The 16,185-nt window shown below is 76.1% G+C and carries 17 protein-coding genes; 15 read left to right on the top strand and 2 right to left on the bottom strand.

Features of this window, described 5'->3' with window-relative positions; all coding sequences use genetic code 11:
* Window positions 1-336: 336 nt before the first annotated feature.
* Genes ACIQUR_RS27155 through ACIQUR_RS27145 form a run of 3 tightly spaced genes read left to right on the top strand, consistent with a single transcriptional unit; the run spans window position 337 to window position 3,478 of the window.
* Window positions 337-1,491, top strand: coding sequence for a PLP-dependent cysteine synthase family protein (locus tag ACIQUR_RS27155; RefSeq protein ID WP_403669353.1), 1,155 nt, complete (start codon window positions 337-339; stop codon window positions 1,489-1,491).
* Complete coding sequence (locus ACIQUR_RS27150) at window positions 1,488-2,813, top strand: MFS transporter (RefSeq protein WP_403669350.1); 1,326 nt, start codon at window positions 1,488-1,490, stop codon at window positions 2,811-2,813. The genes ACIQUR_RS27155 and ACIQUR_RS27150 overlap by 4 nt, the downstream gene beginning before the upstream one ends.
* An 8-nt stretch (window positions 2,814-2,821) precedes the next feature.
* Window positions 2,822-3,478, top strand: a complete 657-nt coding sequence (locus ACIQUR_RS27145; protein ID WP_403669347.1) for an RBBP9/YdeN family alpha/beta hydrolase — start codon at window positions 2,822-2,824, stop codon at window positions 3,476-3,478.
* 83 nt (window positions 3,479-3,561) lie between these two features.
* Here the strand turns inward: ACIQUR_RS27145 and ACIQUR_RS27140 are convergent, their stop codons facing one another.
* On the bottom strand, window positions 3,562-4,809 hold the full coding sequence (locus tag ACIQUR_RS27140) for a PucR family transcriptional regulator (protein WP_403669344.1): 1,248 nt from the start codon (window positions 4,807-4,809) through the stop codon (window positions 3,562-3,564).
* 156 nt (window positions 4,810-4,965) lie between these two features.
* Here ACIQUR_RS27140 and ACIQUR_RS27135 point away from each other — a divergent pair, with 156 nt between their 5' ends.
* Together ACIQUR_RS27135 and ACIQUR_RS27130 are read left to right on the top strand one after the other, a co-directional pair.
* The gene (locus ACIQUR_RS27135) at window positions 4,966-5,520 is read left to right on the top strand and encodes a TetR/AcrR family transcriptional regulator (RefSeq protein ID WP_403669342.1); all 555 of its coding nucleotides are present in this window, start codon (window positions 4,966-4,968) and stop codon (window positions 5,518-5,520) included.
* A gap of 349 nt (window positions 5,521-5,869) precedes the next feature.
* Complete coding sequence (locus ACIQUR_RS27130) at window positions 5,870-6,121, top strand: helix-turn-helix domain-containing protein (protein ID WP_403669339.1); 252 nt, start codon at window positions 5,870-5,872, stop codon at window positions 6,119-6,121.
* A 62-nt stretch (window positions 6,122-6,183) separates the two neighbouring features.
* On the opposite strand, the gene ACIQUR_RS27125 is transcribed toward ACIQUR_RS27130, so the two are convergent.
* A complete protein-coding gene (locus tag ACIQUR_RS27125) occupies window positions 6,184-8,994 on the bottom strand; it encodes a Helicase associated domain protein (RefSeq protein ID WP_403669336.1) in 2,811 nt (936 codons plus the stop codon).
* A 101-nt stretch (window positions 8,995-9,095) separates the two neighbouring features.
* On the opposite strand from ACIQUR_RS27125, the gene ACIQUR_RS27120 reads away from it, so the two are divergent.
* The 10 genes from ACIQUR_RS27120 to ACIQUR_RS27075 all read left to right on the top strand — a co-directional run bounded on the left by ACIQUR_RS27120 (window position 9,096) and on the right by ACIQUR_RS27075 (window position 16,057).
* Complete coding sequence (locus ACIQUR_RS27120; RefSeq protein WP_403669333.1) at window positions 9,096-9,656, top strand: dihydrofolate reductase family protein; 561 nt, start codon at window positions 9,096-9,098, stop codon at window positions 9,654-9,656.
* Window positions 9,657-9,745: 89 nt separating this feature from the next.
* Window positions 9,746-10,240, top strand: a complete 495-nt coding sequence (locus tag ACIQUR_RS27115; RefSeq protein ID WP_403669331.1) for a DUF1772 domain-containing protein — start codon at window positions 9,746-9,748, stop codon at window positions 10,238-10,240.
* A gap of 94 nt (window positions 10,241-10,334) precedes the next feature.
* Entirely contained in the window at window positions 10,335-11,231 is an 897-nt protein-coding gene (locus ACIQUR_RS27110) for a DMT family transporter (RefSeq protein ID WP_403669328.1), read from the top strand.
* Window positions 11,232-11,281: 50 nt separating this feature from the next.
* The gene (locus tag ACIQUR_RS27105) at window positions 11,282-11,611 is read left to right on the top strand and encodes a hypothetical protein (protein WP_403669326.1); all 330 of its coding nucleotides are present in this window, start codon (window positions 11,282-11,284) and stop codon (window positions 11,609-11,611) included.
* Between the two features lie 41 nt (window positions 11,612-11,652).
* A complete protein-coding gene (locus ACIQUR_RS27100) occupies window positions 11,653-12,153 on the top strand; it encodes a GNAT family N-acetyltransferase (protein ID WP_403669323.1) in 501 nt (166 codons plus the stop codon).
* A 472-nt stretch (window positions 12,154-12,625) separates the two neighbouring features.
* Entirely contained in the window at window positions 12,626-13,447 is an 822-nt protein-coding gene (locus ACIQUR_RS27095) for a DUF6153 family protein (RefSeq protein WP_403669320.1), read from the top strand.
* 124 nt (window positions 13,448-13,571) lie between these two features.
* Window positions 13,572-14,204 (top strand): DUF305 domain-containing protein, encoded by a 633-nt coding sequence (locus ACIQUR_RS27090; RefSeq protein WP_403669317.1) that lies wholly within the window; start codon window positions 13,572-13,574, stop codon window positions 14,202-14,204.
* A 123-nt stretch (window positions 14,205-14,327) separates the two neighbouring features.
* On the top strand, window positions 14,328-14,894 hold the full coding sequence (locus ACIQUR_RS27085; RefSeq protein ID WP_403669314.1) for a DJ-1/PfpI family protein: 567 nt from the start codon (window positions 14,328-14,330) through the stop codon (window positions 14,892-14,894).
* An 83-nt stretch (window positions 14,895-14,977) separates the two neighbouring features.
* Window positions 14,978-15,484 carry a GNAT family N-acetyltransferase gene (locus ACIQUR_RS27080; RefSeq protein WP_403669311.1) on the top strand — a complete coding sequence of 169 codons (507 nt, stop codon included), beginning with the start codon at window positions 14,978-14,980 and terminating at the stop codon, window positions 15,482-15,484.
* Between the two features lie 186 nt (window positions 15,485-15,670).
* Window positions 15,671-16,057 carry a VOC family protein gene (locus tag ACIQUR_RS27075; protein WP_403669308.1) on the top strand — a complete coding sequence of 129 codons (387 nt, stop codon included), beginning with the start codon at window positions 15,671-15,673 and terminating at the stop codon, window positions 16,055-16,057.
* Window positions 16,058-16,185: the final 128 nt, after the last annotated feature.

Below are 16,185 nucleotides of genomic sequence, written 5' to 3'. Positions count from 1 at the left end.
CCCAGCGGTCCGACGGTCCGACGGTCCGACGGCCCGCCGATCCGGCAGCCCGCCGATCCGGCAGGCCGCCAGCCTGGCGGTGCCCGGGACGGGACCCGTCGCGGACGCGGCAGTACGCCGGATCCGGCACGGGCGCGCGGCAGTACGCCGTACCGCCGCGGACCGGGGCGCACGTCGTACCGCCGCCTGTCCGGGGCGCACGCGGCACCGCGGACCCCGTGCCGCCCCGCGCGGCCCGGCTCGCCGGCACCGCACCCACCGGCCCGCACCCCTACCCGGCCCCTCCCTCAGAGCACAGCGCACGCGTACCCGCACACCGAGCCGAGAGCGAACACGATGCACTCTCTGACCCCGACCCACCTCAACGGCCACAGCCACGGCCACACCCCCGCGACCGGCCTCGCGGGGCTCGTCGGCAACACGCCCGTCCTCCGCGTCTCCCGGCCCTTCAGCCCCGCCGACCGCGGCTTCTGGGCCAAACTCGAAGGCTTCAACCCCGGCGGCATCAAGGACCGCCCCGCCCTCCACATGGTCGAACGCGCCCGCGCCCGCGGCGACCTGCGCCCCGGCCGCACCGTCGTCGAGTCCACCAGCGGCACCCTCGGCCTCGGCCTGGCGCTCGCCGGACTGGTCCACGGCCACCCCGTCACCCTCGTCACCGACCCCGGCCTCGAACCCGCCATGGTCCGCCTGCTCACCGCGCACGGCGCCACCGTCGACACCGTCGCCGAACCCCATCCCGTCGGCGGCTGGCAGCAGTCCCGCCGCGACCGGGTCGCCGAACTCCTCGCGGCCACCCCCGGCTCCTGGTGCCCCGACCAGTACGGCAACCCCGACAACGCCGCCGCCTACGCCCCTCTCGCCCTCGAACTCGTGGCCCAGCTCGGCCACATCGACGTCCTGGTGTGCAGCGTCGGCACCGGCGGCCACTCCGCCGGCATCTCCCGCGTACTCCGCCAACTCCAGCCGGCCCTCCGGCTGGTCGGCGTCGACACCATCGGCTCCACCATCTTCGGCCAGCCCGCCCGCCCCCGCCTGATGCGCGGCCTCGGCTCCAGCATCCACCCGCGCAACGTGGCGTACGGGCACTTCGACGAGGTCCACTGGGTCGCCCCGCCGGAAGCCGTCTGGGCCTGCCGCCGGCTGGCCTCCTCCCACTACGCCACCGGCGGCTGGAGCGTCGGCGCCGTGGCGCTGGTCGCCGGCTGGCTCGCCCGCACCCTGCCCCGTACCGCCCGCATCGCGGCCGTCTTCCCCGACGGGCCGCAGCGCTACCTCGACACCGTGTACGACGACACGTACTGCGCCGCCCACGGACTGCTCGGCACCACCCCCGCCGACCACCCCGACGAACTCGCCCGGCCCGACGAACGCGAGGTCACCCGCTGGACCCGGTGCACCCGCGTCGTCGACCCCCTCACCCCCCCAACGGCCACCACCCCCGAAACGCTCACTCCGGACACGGCCACGGCAACGGGAGCCGCCCGGTGAACAGGACACTCGCCCAGGTCCGCGCCTACCCGCCCAGCGTCCGCCTGCTCCTCGTCAACCAGCTGAGCATCAACCTCGGCTTCTACATGCTCATGCCCTACCTGGCCCAGCACCTGTCCACCGGCCTCGGCCTCGCCGGCTGGGTCGTCGGACTCGTCCTCGGCTTCCGCAACTTCACCCAGCAGGGCATGTACGTCGTCGGCGGCGCCCTCGCCGACCGCTTCGGCTACAAGCCCCTCATCGTCGCCGGCTGCCTGCTGCGCACCGCCGGCTTCGGGATGCTCGGCCTGGTCGACTCGGTGCCGGCGCTCATCGTCGCCACCGCCCTCACCGGCTTCGCCGGCGCGCTCTTCGCCCCCGCGGTGCGCGCGTACCTCGCCCTGGAGGCGGGGGAGGAGCGCCGGGTGGAGGCCTTCGCCCTGTTCAGCGTCTTCTACCAGGCGGGGATCCTGCTCGGCCCGCTCCTCGGCCTCGCCCTCACCGCGGTCAGCTTCCGGCTCACCTGCCTGACCGCGGCCGCCGTCTTCGCCCTGCTCAGCCTGGTGCAACTGCGGGCCCTGCCGCCCCGGTACGGCGACGGGCCGGGCCGGGAACCGCGCCGCGGGACGCTGACCGAGTGGCGGGCGATCCTGGCCAACCGGAAGTTCCTGCTCTTCGCCGCCGTGATGACCGGCTCGTACGTCATGACCTTCCAGGTCTACCTGGCGCTGCCCCTGGAGGCCCGCCGGGTGGGCGGCGACGGGCCCGCCGGCACGGTCGCCGTCAGCCTGCTGTTCGCCGTGTCCGGCCTCGCGACCGTCCTGTGCCAGCGGAGGGTCACCGCCTGGTGCAAGGCGCACCTCGACCCGGCCCGGGCCGTGGTGCGCGGCGTGCTGGTGATGAGCGGGGCGTTCCTGCCGATGCTCGCGGCCTCCGCCGTGCCCGTGCCGGAGCCGGGCCCCTGGCGGTGGGTGCTGGCCGCGGTGCCCCCGACGCTCTCGGCGCTGCTGCTGGCGGCCGGTCAGATGATCGCGTTCCCCTTCGAGATGGACGCCGTCGTGCGGCTCTCCCGCGAGCGGCTGGTGGCCACGCACTACGGTCTGTACAACACCATCTGCGGCATCGGGATCACCGCGGGCAACCTGCTCACCGGGGTCGCGCTCGACGCGGCCCGCGCGGCGGGCCTGGCCGCCCTGCCGTGGCTGGTGCTGGTCCTGACGGGGGCGTCCTGCGCGCTGGCCCTGCGGCTGAAGGCCACTGGCGTGCTGGGCGGTGCGGAGGCGACAATCACCGGCGACGGCAGATCCCCGACGGCGCGGATCCTCCAGCGACGACGAGGATGAGGATGAGGATGAGGATGACGGACCCGGCCCACACCGGAGACGGCGCCCCCGAGGGCGGCCGTTCCCATCTCCTGCTGCACGGCTGGCAGAACCGCCGGCCCGAGGGGCACTGGCAGCGCGTGCTGGCGGACGGGCTGACCGCCCGCGGCCACCAGGTCCGCCACCCCCAGCTGCCCGACCCCGACGCACCGCGGCTGGACGCCTGGCTGGCCACCCTGGAACGCGAACTGGGCGCCCTCGACGGCGCCGAGCGGACCGTGGTCTGCCACAGCCTGGGCGTGCTGCTGTGGCTGCACGCGGCGGCGCGGGGCGCGGTCTCCCGGCCGGTGGACCGGGTGCTGCTGGTGGCCCCGCCGTCCGCCTCGGTGCTGGCCGGGCACCCCGAGATCGCGGGCTTCGCCCCGCCGGAGCTGGGTCCGGGGCTGCCGGCCGCGGCGGCCCGGTCCACCCGGCTGGTCTGCGGCGACGTGGACCCGTACTGCCCGGAGGGCGCGGTGGCCGAGTACGCGGAACCGCTCGGCATCCCCGTCGACGTGCTGCCCGGGGCGGGCCACATCAGCATGACGGAGGGGTACGGGCCCTGGCCGGCGGTGCTGGACTGGTGCCTGGACCCTTCCGCGGCGCTCACCGCCCGCCCGGAGGAGGCCGGAGCGGGTGCCATGTGACGGGTGACACGGGTGGGTGACGTGTGACATGTGACAGGGGGCCGGGCGTCAGGCCCGGTCCCCTCCCCGGACACCGGTGCCGCTCACGCCCCCGCCCGCATCCCGCTTCCGCCCCCGGCGCGCATCCCGCTTCCGCTCCCGTCCCCTCCCGCCTCCGGGTCGCCGCCGGTCCTGCGCAGGGTCACCGCCGCGTGGGCCAGGGCCAGTTCGACCACCTGTGCGGGATCGGCCAGCGAACGGCCCGTCAGGGTCTCCAGCCTGCGCAGCCGGTTGGAGACCGTGTTGCGGTGGCAGAACAGCCGCCGCGCCGCCTCCGCCGCCGAACCCCCCGAGGCCAGCCACGCGCCCAGCGTCGACAGCAGCACCCGCCCGTCCTCCGGCCCCAGCGCCAGCACCGGCCCCAGCACCACCGTCCGCAGCCGGTCAGCGAGTTCGCCCTGCGCGGCCACCAGCGCGGCGGGCAGCCGCTCGTCGAGCAGCACCGTCTCCGGCGCGCCCGCCCCCGCGGTGGTGCGCAGCGCCAGCTCGGCCAGCCAGCGCGCCCGCGCGAGTTCCCCGGCCGAGCCGACCACGGGGCTCACCCCGGCCCGCACCCCGGCCGGCCCCAGCAACTCGCGTACCGCTCCCAGCCCGTACGCACCCAGCTCGACCAGCCCGACCTCCCGGTCCGCCCGCAGCCGCCACAGCACCCGCGGCCCGGCCGCCCCCGCCTCCGGCACCGCCCGCCCGGGGCCCGTACCCGCCGTGGCCAGCACCACCACCGCGAACCGCCCCCGCTCCGGCAGCCCCAGCCCCGCGGCGGCCTCGGAGACCAGCCCGGTGGCGGTGCCCGTGCCGTCGAGCAGCGCGTCCAGCAGCGCGTGGCGGCGCTCCTGGTCCCGCGCCGCACGGTCGGCCTCGATCAGCCGGTACGAGGCGGTGACCGCGTCCGTCATCCGCTCCAGCACGTCCCACAGGATCGCCGCGGCCGGCAGCAGCCGCGGCAGCGCCGCCGGGTCGTGCTCGGCCACCGTCTCGGTGAGGGCACCCCACAGCATCCGGCCGCCCCGCCGGTAACTGTTCAGCAACGAGGCGAGCGGCAGCCCCTGCCGGGCCCGGAGGGTGCCGGTGGCCGCCGCGTCGGACACCACCGGCGGCAGCCCGCGGGCCACCAGCTCCATGCCCTCCAGGGCCTGACGGAGGTTCCGGTGGATCCGCTCGCACAGCTCCGCGTGGCCCAGCAGCGCGGCGTACGCGGGGTCCTCGGCGAGCAGTCGCGCGGCGAGCTCGTCGGCCGTCCTGGCCACCCGGCCCGCGAGTTCACCGCGTATCTCCTCGATGATCCTTTCCATCCGGGCAGCGTGTCACGCCCGGCGGGGGAGCGGGAGGGGCGGGGCGGCGCCCCGGGCCGGCATGGGTTACCGTGGCGCCGGATCACTGCACATGCAGTGCTACGGGCCGCCCGGCCCGGTACCGGTCCCGTGCTCCCGACCCCGCCGTGAGGAACCATGCGCCAGAACCCGGCCCGCCGCGCCGCGCTGCTCGACGGAGCCATCGAGGTCCTCGCCCGCGAGGGCTCGCGCGGCCTGACCCTGCGCGCCGTGGACGCCGAGGCGGGCGTACCGGTGGGCACCGCGTCCAACTACTTCGCCAACCGTGCCCAGCTGCTGGGCCAGGTGCTGGTGCGCACGCGCGAGCGGCTCGTCCCCGACGAGGCCGACCTCCGGGGCCCGCTGGACAGCGGGGTGCTGCTGCGCCAGCTCCTCGCCCGCATGCGGCGCGAGCGGAGCGTGCACATCGCCATGCTGGAGCTGCGCCTGGAGGCCACCCGCCGCCCCGAGCTGCGGACCGAGCTCATCCGGTTCCTCGGCGACGAGCTCCAGGGCAACATCGGCTTCCACCTGGACGCCGGACTCCCCGGCGACCGGATCGGCGTCGTCCTGCTCTACCTCGGCATGCTCGGCCTGATCGTGGACGACCTCACCGCCCCCGACATCCTCGCCGAGTTCCCCTCGGAGCAGCTGATCGACGCGATGGTGGCCCGGCTGCTCACCGTGGACTGAGGCGCGTGTGAGCGTGTCGAGAACGTGGGGAACGCTTGTCCGATTCCGTGCGGGGTGCCTGTCCGGTTGTGATCAGCACAGCGTGAAGCCATGGCCATGAATGGACACGGTGTGTATCGGTCGTGTATCAGACCGTCACTTTGGGCGACGGGGTTCGGGTTTCGGACGGTTCTGACGCGGCATGATCCCCGCCAAGACGGCTGGGCTTCCGGGGAATCGGGTGCCCGATGATCGTAGGGTCCTCTTCACGGCGTGTCGGCCGCCCTATGACCCGCCTGGACCGCACACAGACACATGTGGTGCCCGGAGGACGCCGGGTCCGCCTCGCACACGATCTGGGGGAGCACACATGGACACCGCCCACACCCCGAAGGACGGCACCACCCTCATCGGTTCCGTCCAGCGCGCCCTGCGCCTCGTCGAAGCCATGCACGCCGAGGGGCCGGCCACCGCCAAACGCCTGTCCCGGATGACCGGCATCCCCCTCCCGACCACCTACCACCTGCTGCGCACCCTCACCCACGAGGGCTACGTGCACCGCGAGGACGGCGCCTTCCGCCTGGCGGACGACGTCCCCCTCCGGATGCGCATGGCGTCCTGAGTCGGTCCCCACCCCGAGCCCGGGCCCACGGACACCGCGCCCCAGGCCGCCCGTTCGGTGCGTCAGCCGCCGCGCACCGGTGTTCCGGCCGGCTCGCCGGCCCACCGCATGCCGAGCGACTCCAGCTGGGCCACCCGCTCCGGCGACAGCCGCGCCGCACGGCTCCGCGCGTTCGCCACCCAGGCGCCCAGCCGGTACGGGACCCCCGCGACGGTCTCCACATGGCCCCGCGGCACGTTCAGGTGCCGCTCACGGTGGTGGAACTGCCGGGCGGCAGCGAGGTTCGCGGCCCACTTCAGGGCCTGCGGCGTCCGCTCGCGGGGCCGCTCCCCGGGCCGCAGGGGCCCGGCGCCCAGCACGTGCTCCAGCATCCAGCGCTGCGCCATCGACAGCCGCTCCCAGGCCAGCCGCTGCGACCGCAGCCAGGCACCCAGGTCCTCGCCCTGGACCACCAGCGCGCCCGGCCCCGCCGGGAGTTCGCCGCCCGCCTCCACGTGCAGCCGGGCCAGCCGGAAGCACCGCTGCCACGCCACCGACCACGCGGGGCACCAGGCCGGGTCGATCTCCTCCAGCGCCTCGACGCGCTCCTCCGGCAGCGCCCCGGGGGAGCCGGGCGCCCGGCGCGCCGCCGCCCGGTTGTTCTTCAGCCACACGCCGAGGGGGTGCCCCCGCCAGGTGGCGTCGGCCGGGGCGAGCAGGTGCCCGTGCTCGGCCGCCCATCCCCGGGCCGCCGACAGCCCCTCCTCGAAGGCCACGTCGAAGTGCGACCACACCATGCCCAGCGCGTCGAGCCGGGCGGCCCGCTCCGCCGACAGCGCCCCCTTCTTACGGGCCCGCCGGGCGTCGGCGATCCACTGGCCCAGCGGGAAACCGGCCAACGGGGCGGGCCACGCCGAAGCGTCGTACACCGAGGCCGCCGCGGTGCCTCCGGACGGCGGAGCCGCACCGGGCGCCATCGCCGCCGCGCCCGTCCCGGCCGCTCCGCCCGCACCGGTCGTCGCCGTCGGCCCGGCCTCCTCCCCGGCCGTACCGCCGCCCTCCGCGCCACCCGCCTCCGGGGCCGCTCCCGCGGCTCCGGGCGCGCCCGTCGCCCCCGCCCGCTCCCGGACCCCCCGCTCCGGAACCCGTCCCGGCACCCGGAAGCCGAACGGCACCCGCAGGTCGCCCGCCAGCCGCGCGTACCACGCGGCCGCCTCCATCCCGCGCGTCCAGTGCGAACGCTCCGGGCTCAGCACGCGCAGGCTGATGAACGCGGCCAGCGCCGCCGGATCCCGCGGGGTCGAGAACTTCAGCAGCTCCCGCGCCGGACCGCTCACCCCGCCGCGGCCGCCCTCGCCCGCCCCGCGCCCGGTCGGCTGGTACGCCCCCGGCGCCTGTGGCTGCGCCAGGCCCTCCACCACCCGCGCGTCGTGGGCCCGCAGCGCCTCCAGCAGCCGCGCGAGGTCCCCGTACGCCTTGGAGGTCAGCATCGTGTCCGGGGTCTCGCCGGGACCCAGCAGCACCGGCACGACCAGCGAGGCGACCTTGCCCTCGCCCGGCCGGATCCGCAGCGCGCGGCCCACCGCCTGGACCAGATCCGGCATCGAACCACGCAGGTCCGCCCAGAACACCGAGTCGCACGCCCGCGTGTCCACCCCCTCGCCGAGGACCCGCACGGAGCTCAGGAAGGCGTTCCCCGCAGCCGAGAACTCGCGCAGCACCCGCTGCCGGTGCAGCGGCTTGTGCTCGCCGCACAGCCAGTCCGCCCACACCTCCCGCGGGTACGGCGTCGCGTCGGCCGCCGGGCGACCGCGCCCGGCCCCTCCGCCGCGCCGCCTCCGCCCGCCGGGCGCCTCCTCGCCGCCGCCCGCCGCGCGCAGCCGTGCCGCGACCCGCGGCAGCCCGGCCGCGAACGCCTCCGCCTCCTTGGTCAGGTGGTGGAAGACCAGGGTCCGGCTCAGCCCCTCCTCCGCGGCGGCCTTCACCGCCGCCGTCTGCAGCGCGGCGAGCCGCGCCCCGCGCACCGCGTCCGACCGCGCGTCCGCCCCCAGCAGCAGCGCGGCCTGGAACGCCGGATCCGTGACGTCCACGCACACCACCTGGTACGGGGCCACGATCCCGCGGTCGATCGCCTCCGAGAGCGACAGCCGGTGGCACACCGCGCCGAACGGCCCCTCGGGGTCGTCGGCCATCGACGCGACCAACTCGCCCCGGCGCGGCGCCCCTTCCGCGCCGCTCACCTCCCCGCGGCTCTCCACCGCGGGGCCCTCCTCCCCGCGGCCCTCCACCGCGGGGCCCTCCTCCCCGCCGCCCTCGTCCTCCCCGGCCTGCCACAGCCGCGGGGTCGCCGTCATGTACAGCCGACGGGCGGCCGGGACCCGCGCGTTGTCGTGCACCACGGCCCAGGCCTTGCCGATGCGCCCCGACGTACGGTGCGCCTCGTCCACCACGACCAGGTCCCACGCGGGCAGTCCGGCCCGGTGGGCGCGCTCGATCGTGCCCAGCCCGAGCGAGGCGTACGTGGCGAACACGGTGGCCTTGTCCTGCCGCACCGCCCAGGCGGCCAGCTCCTCGGCGGACGTGGTGTTCCGGAACCCCGCCTCCCGCTCACGCAGCGACGACACGCCGAGCACCGGACCGCGCCGCCCGGCCTCGCGCCACGCCGCGGCCGTCTGCGTCAGCAGGTCCAGCGAGGGGACGAGGACCAGCGTCCGCCGCGCCCGGAGCTCCTCCGCGGCGCGCGCGGCCACCAGGGTCTTGCCGGAACCGGTGGCCATCACCACCTGCGTGCGCAGCCCGCGTGCGGGCAGCCGGCCGCCGGGCCCGGGCTCCAGCGCCCGCAGCACCGCGTCGACGGCCTCCCGCTGGTGCGGCCGCAGGTCCTTCCTCGGCATCCGACCCCGCCTTCCTCGCCCGGACGGTCCCATTCTCACCCGGGTCCCACGGGTATCGTGTGCGGCCACGGCAGCGGCGGGGGGATTCCCGGGAGGTCCCCATGCGGAAGATCATCATGATGATGTCGGTATCGCTCGACGGCTACTTCGAGGGCCCGAACCGCGAGATCGACTGGCACCGCGTCGACGACGAGCTGCACGGCCACTTCAACCAACGGCTGCGCGCCATGGGCGGATTCCTCAGCGGACGCGTCACCCACGAGCTGATGGCCGGCTTCTGGCCGGACGCCGACGCCGACCCGGACGCCCCCGCCCCGGTCGCGGAATTCGCCGGCATCTGGCGGGACATGCCCAAGACGGTGTACTCGCGGACGCTGGAGCGGGCCGACTGGAACACCACGGTGAAGCGGGAGGTCGTGCCCGCCGAGGTCGAGGAGCTCAAGGCCCGCGCGGACGGCGACCTGGTCCTCGGCGGGGCGGACGTGGCCGTCACGTTCTCCCGGCTCGGGCTGATCGACGCGTACGACATCTACGTCCACCCCGTGCTGATCGGCCGCGGCCGGTCGCCCTTCCCCGACACGGACGTGCTGACCGCGCTGCGGCTGGTGGACAGCCGGACCTTCGGCAACGGCGTGGTCGGCCTGTCGTACACCCGGGCCTGACCGGGTCTCGCGGCGGGCGAGTGCCTCGCGTACGCATCCGAGTGTCTGAACCATTTCTTCCGCGGGCCCCGGCCGATGTCATGGACCCCATGGACAACAGGTTCTCGTTCTCGCTGGTACTCGCCTCGGCCCTGGCGGCGGGCGTCGTCTCCGGAGTCTTCTACGCCTTCTCCACCGGCGTGATGCGCGCGCTCGGCGCCCTGCCGCCGAACCAGGGGATCGCCGCCATGCAGTCGGTCAACGTCGCGGTCATCAACCCCTGGTTCCTCGGCGCCTTCATGGGCGCCGCCGGGCTCTCGGTGGCCTCCGGGATCCACGCCGTCACGCACTGGAAGGACGCCGGTTCCGGCTGGCTCCTCGCGGGCGCGCTCGTCTACCTGATCGGCTCGTTCGTCTGGACCGTCGCCTTCCACATCCCCCGCAACGACGCCCTGGCCGGACTCGATCCCGACGCCCCCGCCTCGGCGGCGGCCTGGCGGGACTACCTGGGCGTCTGGACCGCGGGCAACCACGTCCGCACCCTGGCCTCCCTGGCCTCCTCCGCGTTCTTCGTCCTCGCGCTCACGTCCGGCCGCCGCGGATAGCGGGGGGCGGACGCCGGGGCCGTGCGGTGCACGGTCACACGTCACCCCGGAGTGTCACATGTGACCGTGTGCCTCAGCCGTCTACCGTGACCGGGTGCTGCGTGGCGGAGACCGGGTGGCGCTCGCCGCGTTCGCCGGGTGCTGCCTGCTCGGCGGCGGGAACGCGGTCGGCGTGCGCTTCAGCAATCGTGAGCTCGAACCCCTCTGGGGCGCGGCGCTCCGTTTCGGTGCCGCCGCCCTGGTCCTCCTCGCCGCGATGGCGGTGATGCGGCTGGGCTTCCCGCGCGGCCGGGCCCTCGCGGGGGCGGCGCTCTTCGGCGCGCTGAACTTCGGGGTCACCTTCGCCCTCGCCTACTACGCCCTCGTCCACATCCACGCCGGCCTGGGCCAGACCATCCTCGCCCTGGTGCCGCTCGTGACGCTGCTGCTCGCCGTGGTGCAGCGGCAGGAACGCTTCCGGGTGGCGGCGGGCGTCGGCACCGTCCTGGCCGCCGTCGGGGTGGCGGTCATCTCCCGGGCGCCGCTCCAGGCGTCCGTACCGGTGCTCTCCCTGCTCGCCGTCTTCGGCGCCGTGCTGTCGTTCGCCGAGGCGGCCGTGCTCGTCAACCGGGTGCCCAGGGTGCATCCCGTGACCATGAACGCCGTCGGCATGTCCGCGGGCGCCCTCCTGCTGTTCGCCGGCTCGCTGGCCGCGGACGAGAACCGGGTGCTGCCGGAGCGGGCCGCGACCTGGTGGGCCATCGCGTACATGGTGGTCGCGGGCTCCGTGCTGACCTTCGTCTGCTACCTGGTGGTGATCGACCGCTGGGGCCCGTCCCGGGCCGCGTACGTGTTCGTCGTCATCCCGCCCGTCACGATCCTGGCCTCCGCCTGGCTGGACGACGAGCCCCTCAGCGCGTCCCTGCTCCTCGGCACCCCGCTGATCCTGCTGGGCGTCTACCTGGGAGCCCTGCGCGGCCAGGAGCGGGGGGACCGGACCGAGGAGGGGTGACCCGCCGGCCGTTCCCCGGGCGGGCGTCGGTCGTTGACCCCGGTATGGACGTGCTGGCGAGACGGACCGGTGCCGGGACCGGGGAATGGGCCGGGGTGCTGGCCGAGGCGGCGTGCCACCTGCACGACGCGGTCGGCGGGGGCGCGTGGGGCGGCGAAGCGGCCGAGGACGCCATCGAGGCCGTCGAGACCACCGCCCTCGCCCTGGGCTCCGCGCACCCCGACGCCGAGGCGGTGCTGGCCCCGCTCCACGCGGCGCTCGGCGAACTCCGCCGCCGCCTGGGCCTGCGTACGCCGGAACTCCTCTCCGGCACCGAAGCCCTCCCGGCCCCCCGCCGGAGCGTCAGCAACCCCCGCCGCTCCCGTCTCGGCGCCCGCTGAGCGCGTGCGGCGGGGCTGCCGTGCCGTGCGATGCTCACGCCATGACGGATCAACGCGAGGTCTCGGTCGTCCGCTGGCCGGACGAGGGCCTCTCCGGCCGGCACGGCCCGGCGGAACTGCTGGCGGCCTACCACGTGCAGACGCAGGCGGAGAAGGGCGAGGCGGTCGCCGGGGTGGACGGGCTGCCGGACCGCTACCGGGCGGAGATCACGGATCCGCGGGCCGCGTTCGCCGCCGACGTCGTGCTGCTCGCGCTGGCCGGGGACGCCACCGTGGGCTGCGTGGTCGTCACCGCCTTCGCCGAGGGGCGCGCGGAGGTCAAGAGGCTCTGGACGGACCCGGCCTTCCGGGGCCGGGGCGTCGCGTCCGCCCTGGTCGGCGCGGCGCTCGGGCACGCCGCGGAGAGCGGCGTCCGCACGGTGCGGCTGTCGGTCTGGCAGTGGCGGACCGCCGCGATCACCCTGTACGAACGGCTCGGATTCACCGTCACCGACCCCTGGGACGCGCGGGACGGGCTGATCTGCATGGAACGCCCCGCGTAACCGCCCGTCGGCCGCAGGGGCCACGGGCGCCCGTGCCGCGTTGCGCCGCGCGCCCCCACGCCGGCGCCGCCGGTGGCAGCGGCCGGCCAGGCCCCGGCTCCGCCCGCCCCGCTGCCGGGGCGCGGGAGTGGCCGCTGCGGGTCACGGTTCGCCCGTCGCGCCGCACCCCGCCGTCGGGGTGGGTGAGCGGTGGGTACGGGTCACGGTTCGCTGCGTGCCGATCGCTCCGGCGGTTTCCGGAGCGTCGGGGTATCGGCACGGGGACACGGGTCCGCCCGTCGTGCCCGGGCACGCTGTTGGGGCACGTAGGGGTGCCGGCCCTGGTCACGGTCACCGGCGGCCGCCGGACCGCGTGGGGAGTCGGCCCGGGCCATGCTTGGTCGGGCCCGCCTCAGCGGCCGGCGGCGGGGTGAGGTGACGTACGGCGGTGCCGGTCGCGCCGGGGCTCGCGGGGCCACCTACGATGGCCGACGTGATCATCGCGCCGAGCCGCCCGACCAGGACCCCCGCGGGGCTCCGCGTCGTGCTGCTCGTGCTGGCGGTGCTCGCCGGGGTCTGCGCCATGCACGCCCTGCCCCAGGTGCCGGTCCGGGCACACGCCCACCCCGCCACCGCCGCGGCCGCCGCTCAGGCTCCCGCCGCCACCGGTGGCGGGGGCGCGGGCCGGTCGTCCGGTGCGGTGACCACCTGCGGCCACGGGACCGACGGGACGAGTGGGGCAACCGGCAGCGCCGCGGCCCAGGTCTCCCGCCGCCCGCACACGGAAGAGCAGGCGCGCCTCGCCGGTCACGCCGACGCGCACGCCACCACGTCGACCGGCACGGCCGCGTACGCCGCCCCGGGTGTTCGGGGGCGTGGTGCCGGGGATGCCGGGGCGGCGGCCCACGCCGCCGCGGGTGTCGCGGGGCCTGCGGTGGCTGCCCCGGTGCCGGCTGGGGTCGCCGGAGGGTGCGTCGGGTCGGTCGCGGTGTGCGGGGAGCGCGGGGGTGCCGGGCCTGCCCCGGCCGGTCGTCGGGCCGCCGCCGCGACGGGGCCGTCCGTGTCCGGGGCGCACCGCGGGAACGAGGCGTGCGCCCGTACCGGGCACGGGCACGGCGGGGGGCATCTCGCGCACGCCGACGCCACCTGCGCGGCGGCCGGGACCAGTCACGGGCCCGCGCTGCCGGCACTCGTGCCCGTACGCTTCGCGCCCACCGGCGCCGGACCCGGCGGCGGCGTCCTCGACGGGGCGTGCGCCGACCGCGGCGGCCGGGCCCCGCCCTCCCTCAGCGAACTGCAACTCCTGCGCATATAGGCGTCCCCGCGGCGCGCCCGGCACCCCGAGCCTGTCGCCGGCGCCCGCTCCGACGCCCATCACCCGTGCGCGGGTCCGCCCGGCAGGTCCGGGCCCCGCGCAGACGCACAGGAGCCGTACCACCATGACCAGCAACCGTTCCGCCGTCCGCCGCACCGCCCTGGCCGCCGCCACCGCCGCGGCCGCCCTGCTCCTCGCCGCCTGCGGCAGCGACGGCTCCACCGCCGGCGGCCACGCCGGCCATGGCAGCACCACCCCCTCCCCCTCGGCCCCGGCGGCGACCGGGCAGCACAACGACGCCGACGCCGTCTTCGCCGCCGGCATGATCCCGCACCACCGCCAGGCCGTCGTGATGGCGGAACTCGCCGGGACGCGCGCCGCCTCCCCGGAGGTCAAGACCCTCGCCGCCGAGATCAAGAAGGCACAGGACCCGGAGATCGCCACCATGACCGGCTGGCTGCGGGCCTGGGGCGAGCCCGTGCCGGAGGAGGGCGCCGCGACGGAGCACGCCGGCCACGGCATGGCCGGGATGATGACCCCCGAGGAGATGGCGAACCTGGAGAAGTCCTCCGGGGCCGCCTTCGACAAGGCCTTCCTGGAGCTGATGATCAAGCACCACGAGGGCGCGGTCGAGATGGCCGAGACGGAGAAGGCCCAGGGCAGGCACCCTGGGGCGAAGGAGCTCGCCGAGGCCGTCGTCACCACCCAGTCCGCCGAGATCGCTCGGATGAAGAAGCTGCTGGCCCCGGCGTCCTGACCGACCCCGCCCGGCACGCCCCCCGGGGGCCGTGCCGGGCGGGCCCGAGGCGGTCTTGGCAAAGCTCCCCGGTGCGGGCAGCGTGGGGTCGGTTCATCGTCGTCCCAGCAGCGGGAGCAGCCCATGGCAGCGAAGATCCTCATCGTGACCGGCGACGCGGCGGAGTCGCTGGAGGTCCTCTACCCGTACCAGCGGCTGCTGGAGGAGGGGTACGAGGTCCACCTCGCGGCGCCCTCGCGCAAGAAGCTCCGCTTCGTCGTGCACGACTTCGAGGACGGCTTCGACACCTACACCGAGAAGCCCGGCTACACCTGGCCCGCCGACCTGGCCTTCGCCGAGGTCGACCCGGCGCAGTACGTCGCGCTCGTGCTGCCCGGCGGCCGCGCGCCCGAGTACCTGCGCAACGACCCCGAGGTCCGCCGGATCGTCTCCGCGTTCGCCGCCGCCGACAAGCCCGTGGCGCAGATCTGCCACGGCCCGCTGATCAGCGCCGCGAGCGGTGCCCTCGACGGGCGGCGGGTCACCGCGTACCCCGCGCTGGAGCTCGACATGAACGCCGCGGGCGCCGTGTTCGAGGACGGCGCGGCGGTCGTCGACGGCACCCTCGTCTCCTCCCGCGCCTGGCCCGACCACCCGGTCTGGATGCGCGAGTTCCTCACCGTGCTGCGGAGCAAGGCGCCGCTCGCCTGACGTCCCGGCGGGCGGTCGCGGCGGGCGGTCGCGGAGGCCGGAAATCCTTCGCGGCCGTCCCGCCGGCCCCGGACAATGGGGTCATGCGCATCCGAGAGGCCCGGGCCGGCGAACTCCCCCTGCTCCAGGACGTCGAGAGGGCGGCGGGACGGTGCTTCCGCGACGTCGGCATGCCCGAGATCGCGGACGACGAGCCGCTGCCGCTCGGTGAACTCGCCCGGTACCAGCGGGCCGGACTGGCCTGGGTGGCCGTCGACGGCGCCGACGTGCCCGTGGCGTACCTGATCGCCGACCGCGTCGACGGCAACCTGCACGTCGAGCAGGTGTCGGTGCACCCCGACAGCGCCCGCCGCGGCATCGGACGGTCCCTGCTGGACCACCTGGCCCGGCGGGCGGCCGCGGACGGCGTGCCCGCCCTGACCCTCACGACCTTCGCCGACGTGCCGTGGAACGCCCCCTACTACGCCCGCTGCGGCTTCCGGCCGGTGGACGGTGCCGCGCTCGGTCCCGGGCAGCGGGAGGTCGTGGCACGCGAGGCGGAGCACGGCCTGGACAGGTGGCCGCGCGTCTTCATGCGGCGCGACGTGTGACATGGCACGGGGGCCGCGCCGGGCCGGTCCGGTCCGGCGCGGTGCGCGGTGCGCCGGCGCGGGCGGCGAAAGCGCTCGACGCCGCCGGGGCGGGCGCCTAGGGTCGAGGGACGGCATCGCGTGTCGGTCACCGACCGGGTGAGGCATGGAGGTGCCCGTGAGAATGCCCTACGGAGCACTCCACACATGTCAGTCGAGCTGAACCACACCATCGTCCACGCGCTGGACAACCGCGCGTCCGCCGCATTCCTCGCCCACGTCCTCGGACTCGAAGTGGGCACCGCCTGGGGCCCGTTCGTCCCCGTCGACACCGCGAACGGCGTCACCCTGGACTTCGCCTCCATCCCCGCCGAGTCGATCGTCCCGCAGCACTACGCCTTCCTCGTCTCCGACGACGAGTTCGACGCGGCCTTCGCCCGGATCCGCGACCGGGGGATCACGTACTACGCCGACCCCTTCCTGAAGCAGCCCGGCGAGATCAACCACCACCACGGTGGCCGCGGCCTGTACTTCAAGGACCCCGCCGGGCACGGGATGGAGATCATCACCCGCCCGTACGGCTTCGGGGGATAGCGGACCCGCGGGGGCGGGGGGGGGGGCCCCGCCCCCGGGCCCCCCCCCGCCCCCCCGAACCGGGGGGGCGGGCGGGGGGGGCCCCCCCGCCCCCCCCCCCCCCCCCCCCCCCCCCCCCCCCGGGGAGC

Origin of the sequence: Streptomyces sp. NPDC101132 (assembly GCF_044759225.1) — a bacterium.
Classification (GTDB): domain Bacteria; phylum Actinomycetota; class Actinomycetes; order Streptomycetales; family Streptomycetaceae; genus Streptomyces.
Note: the sequence above shows the minus strand (reverse complement) of the source record. Positions and strands in the feature narration are given on the sequence as shown.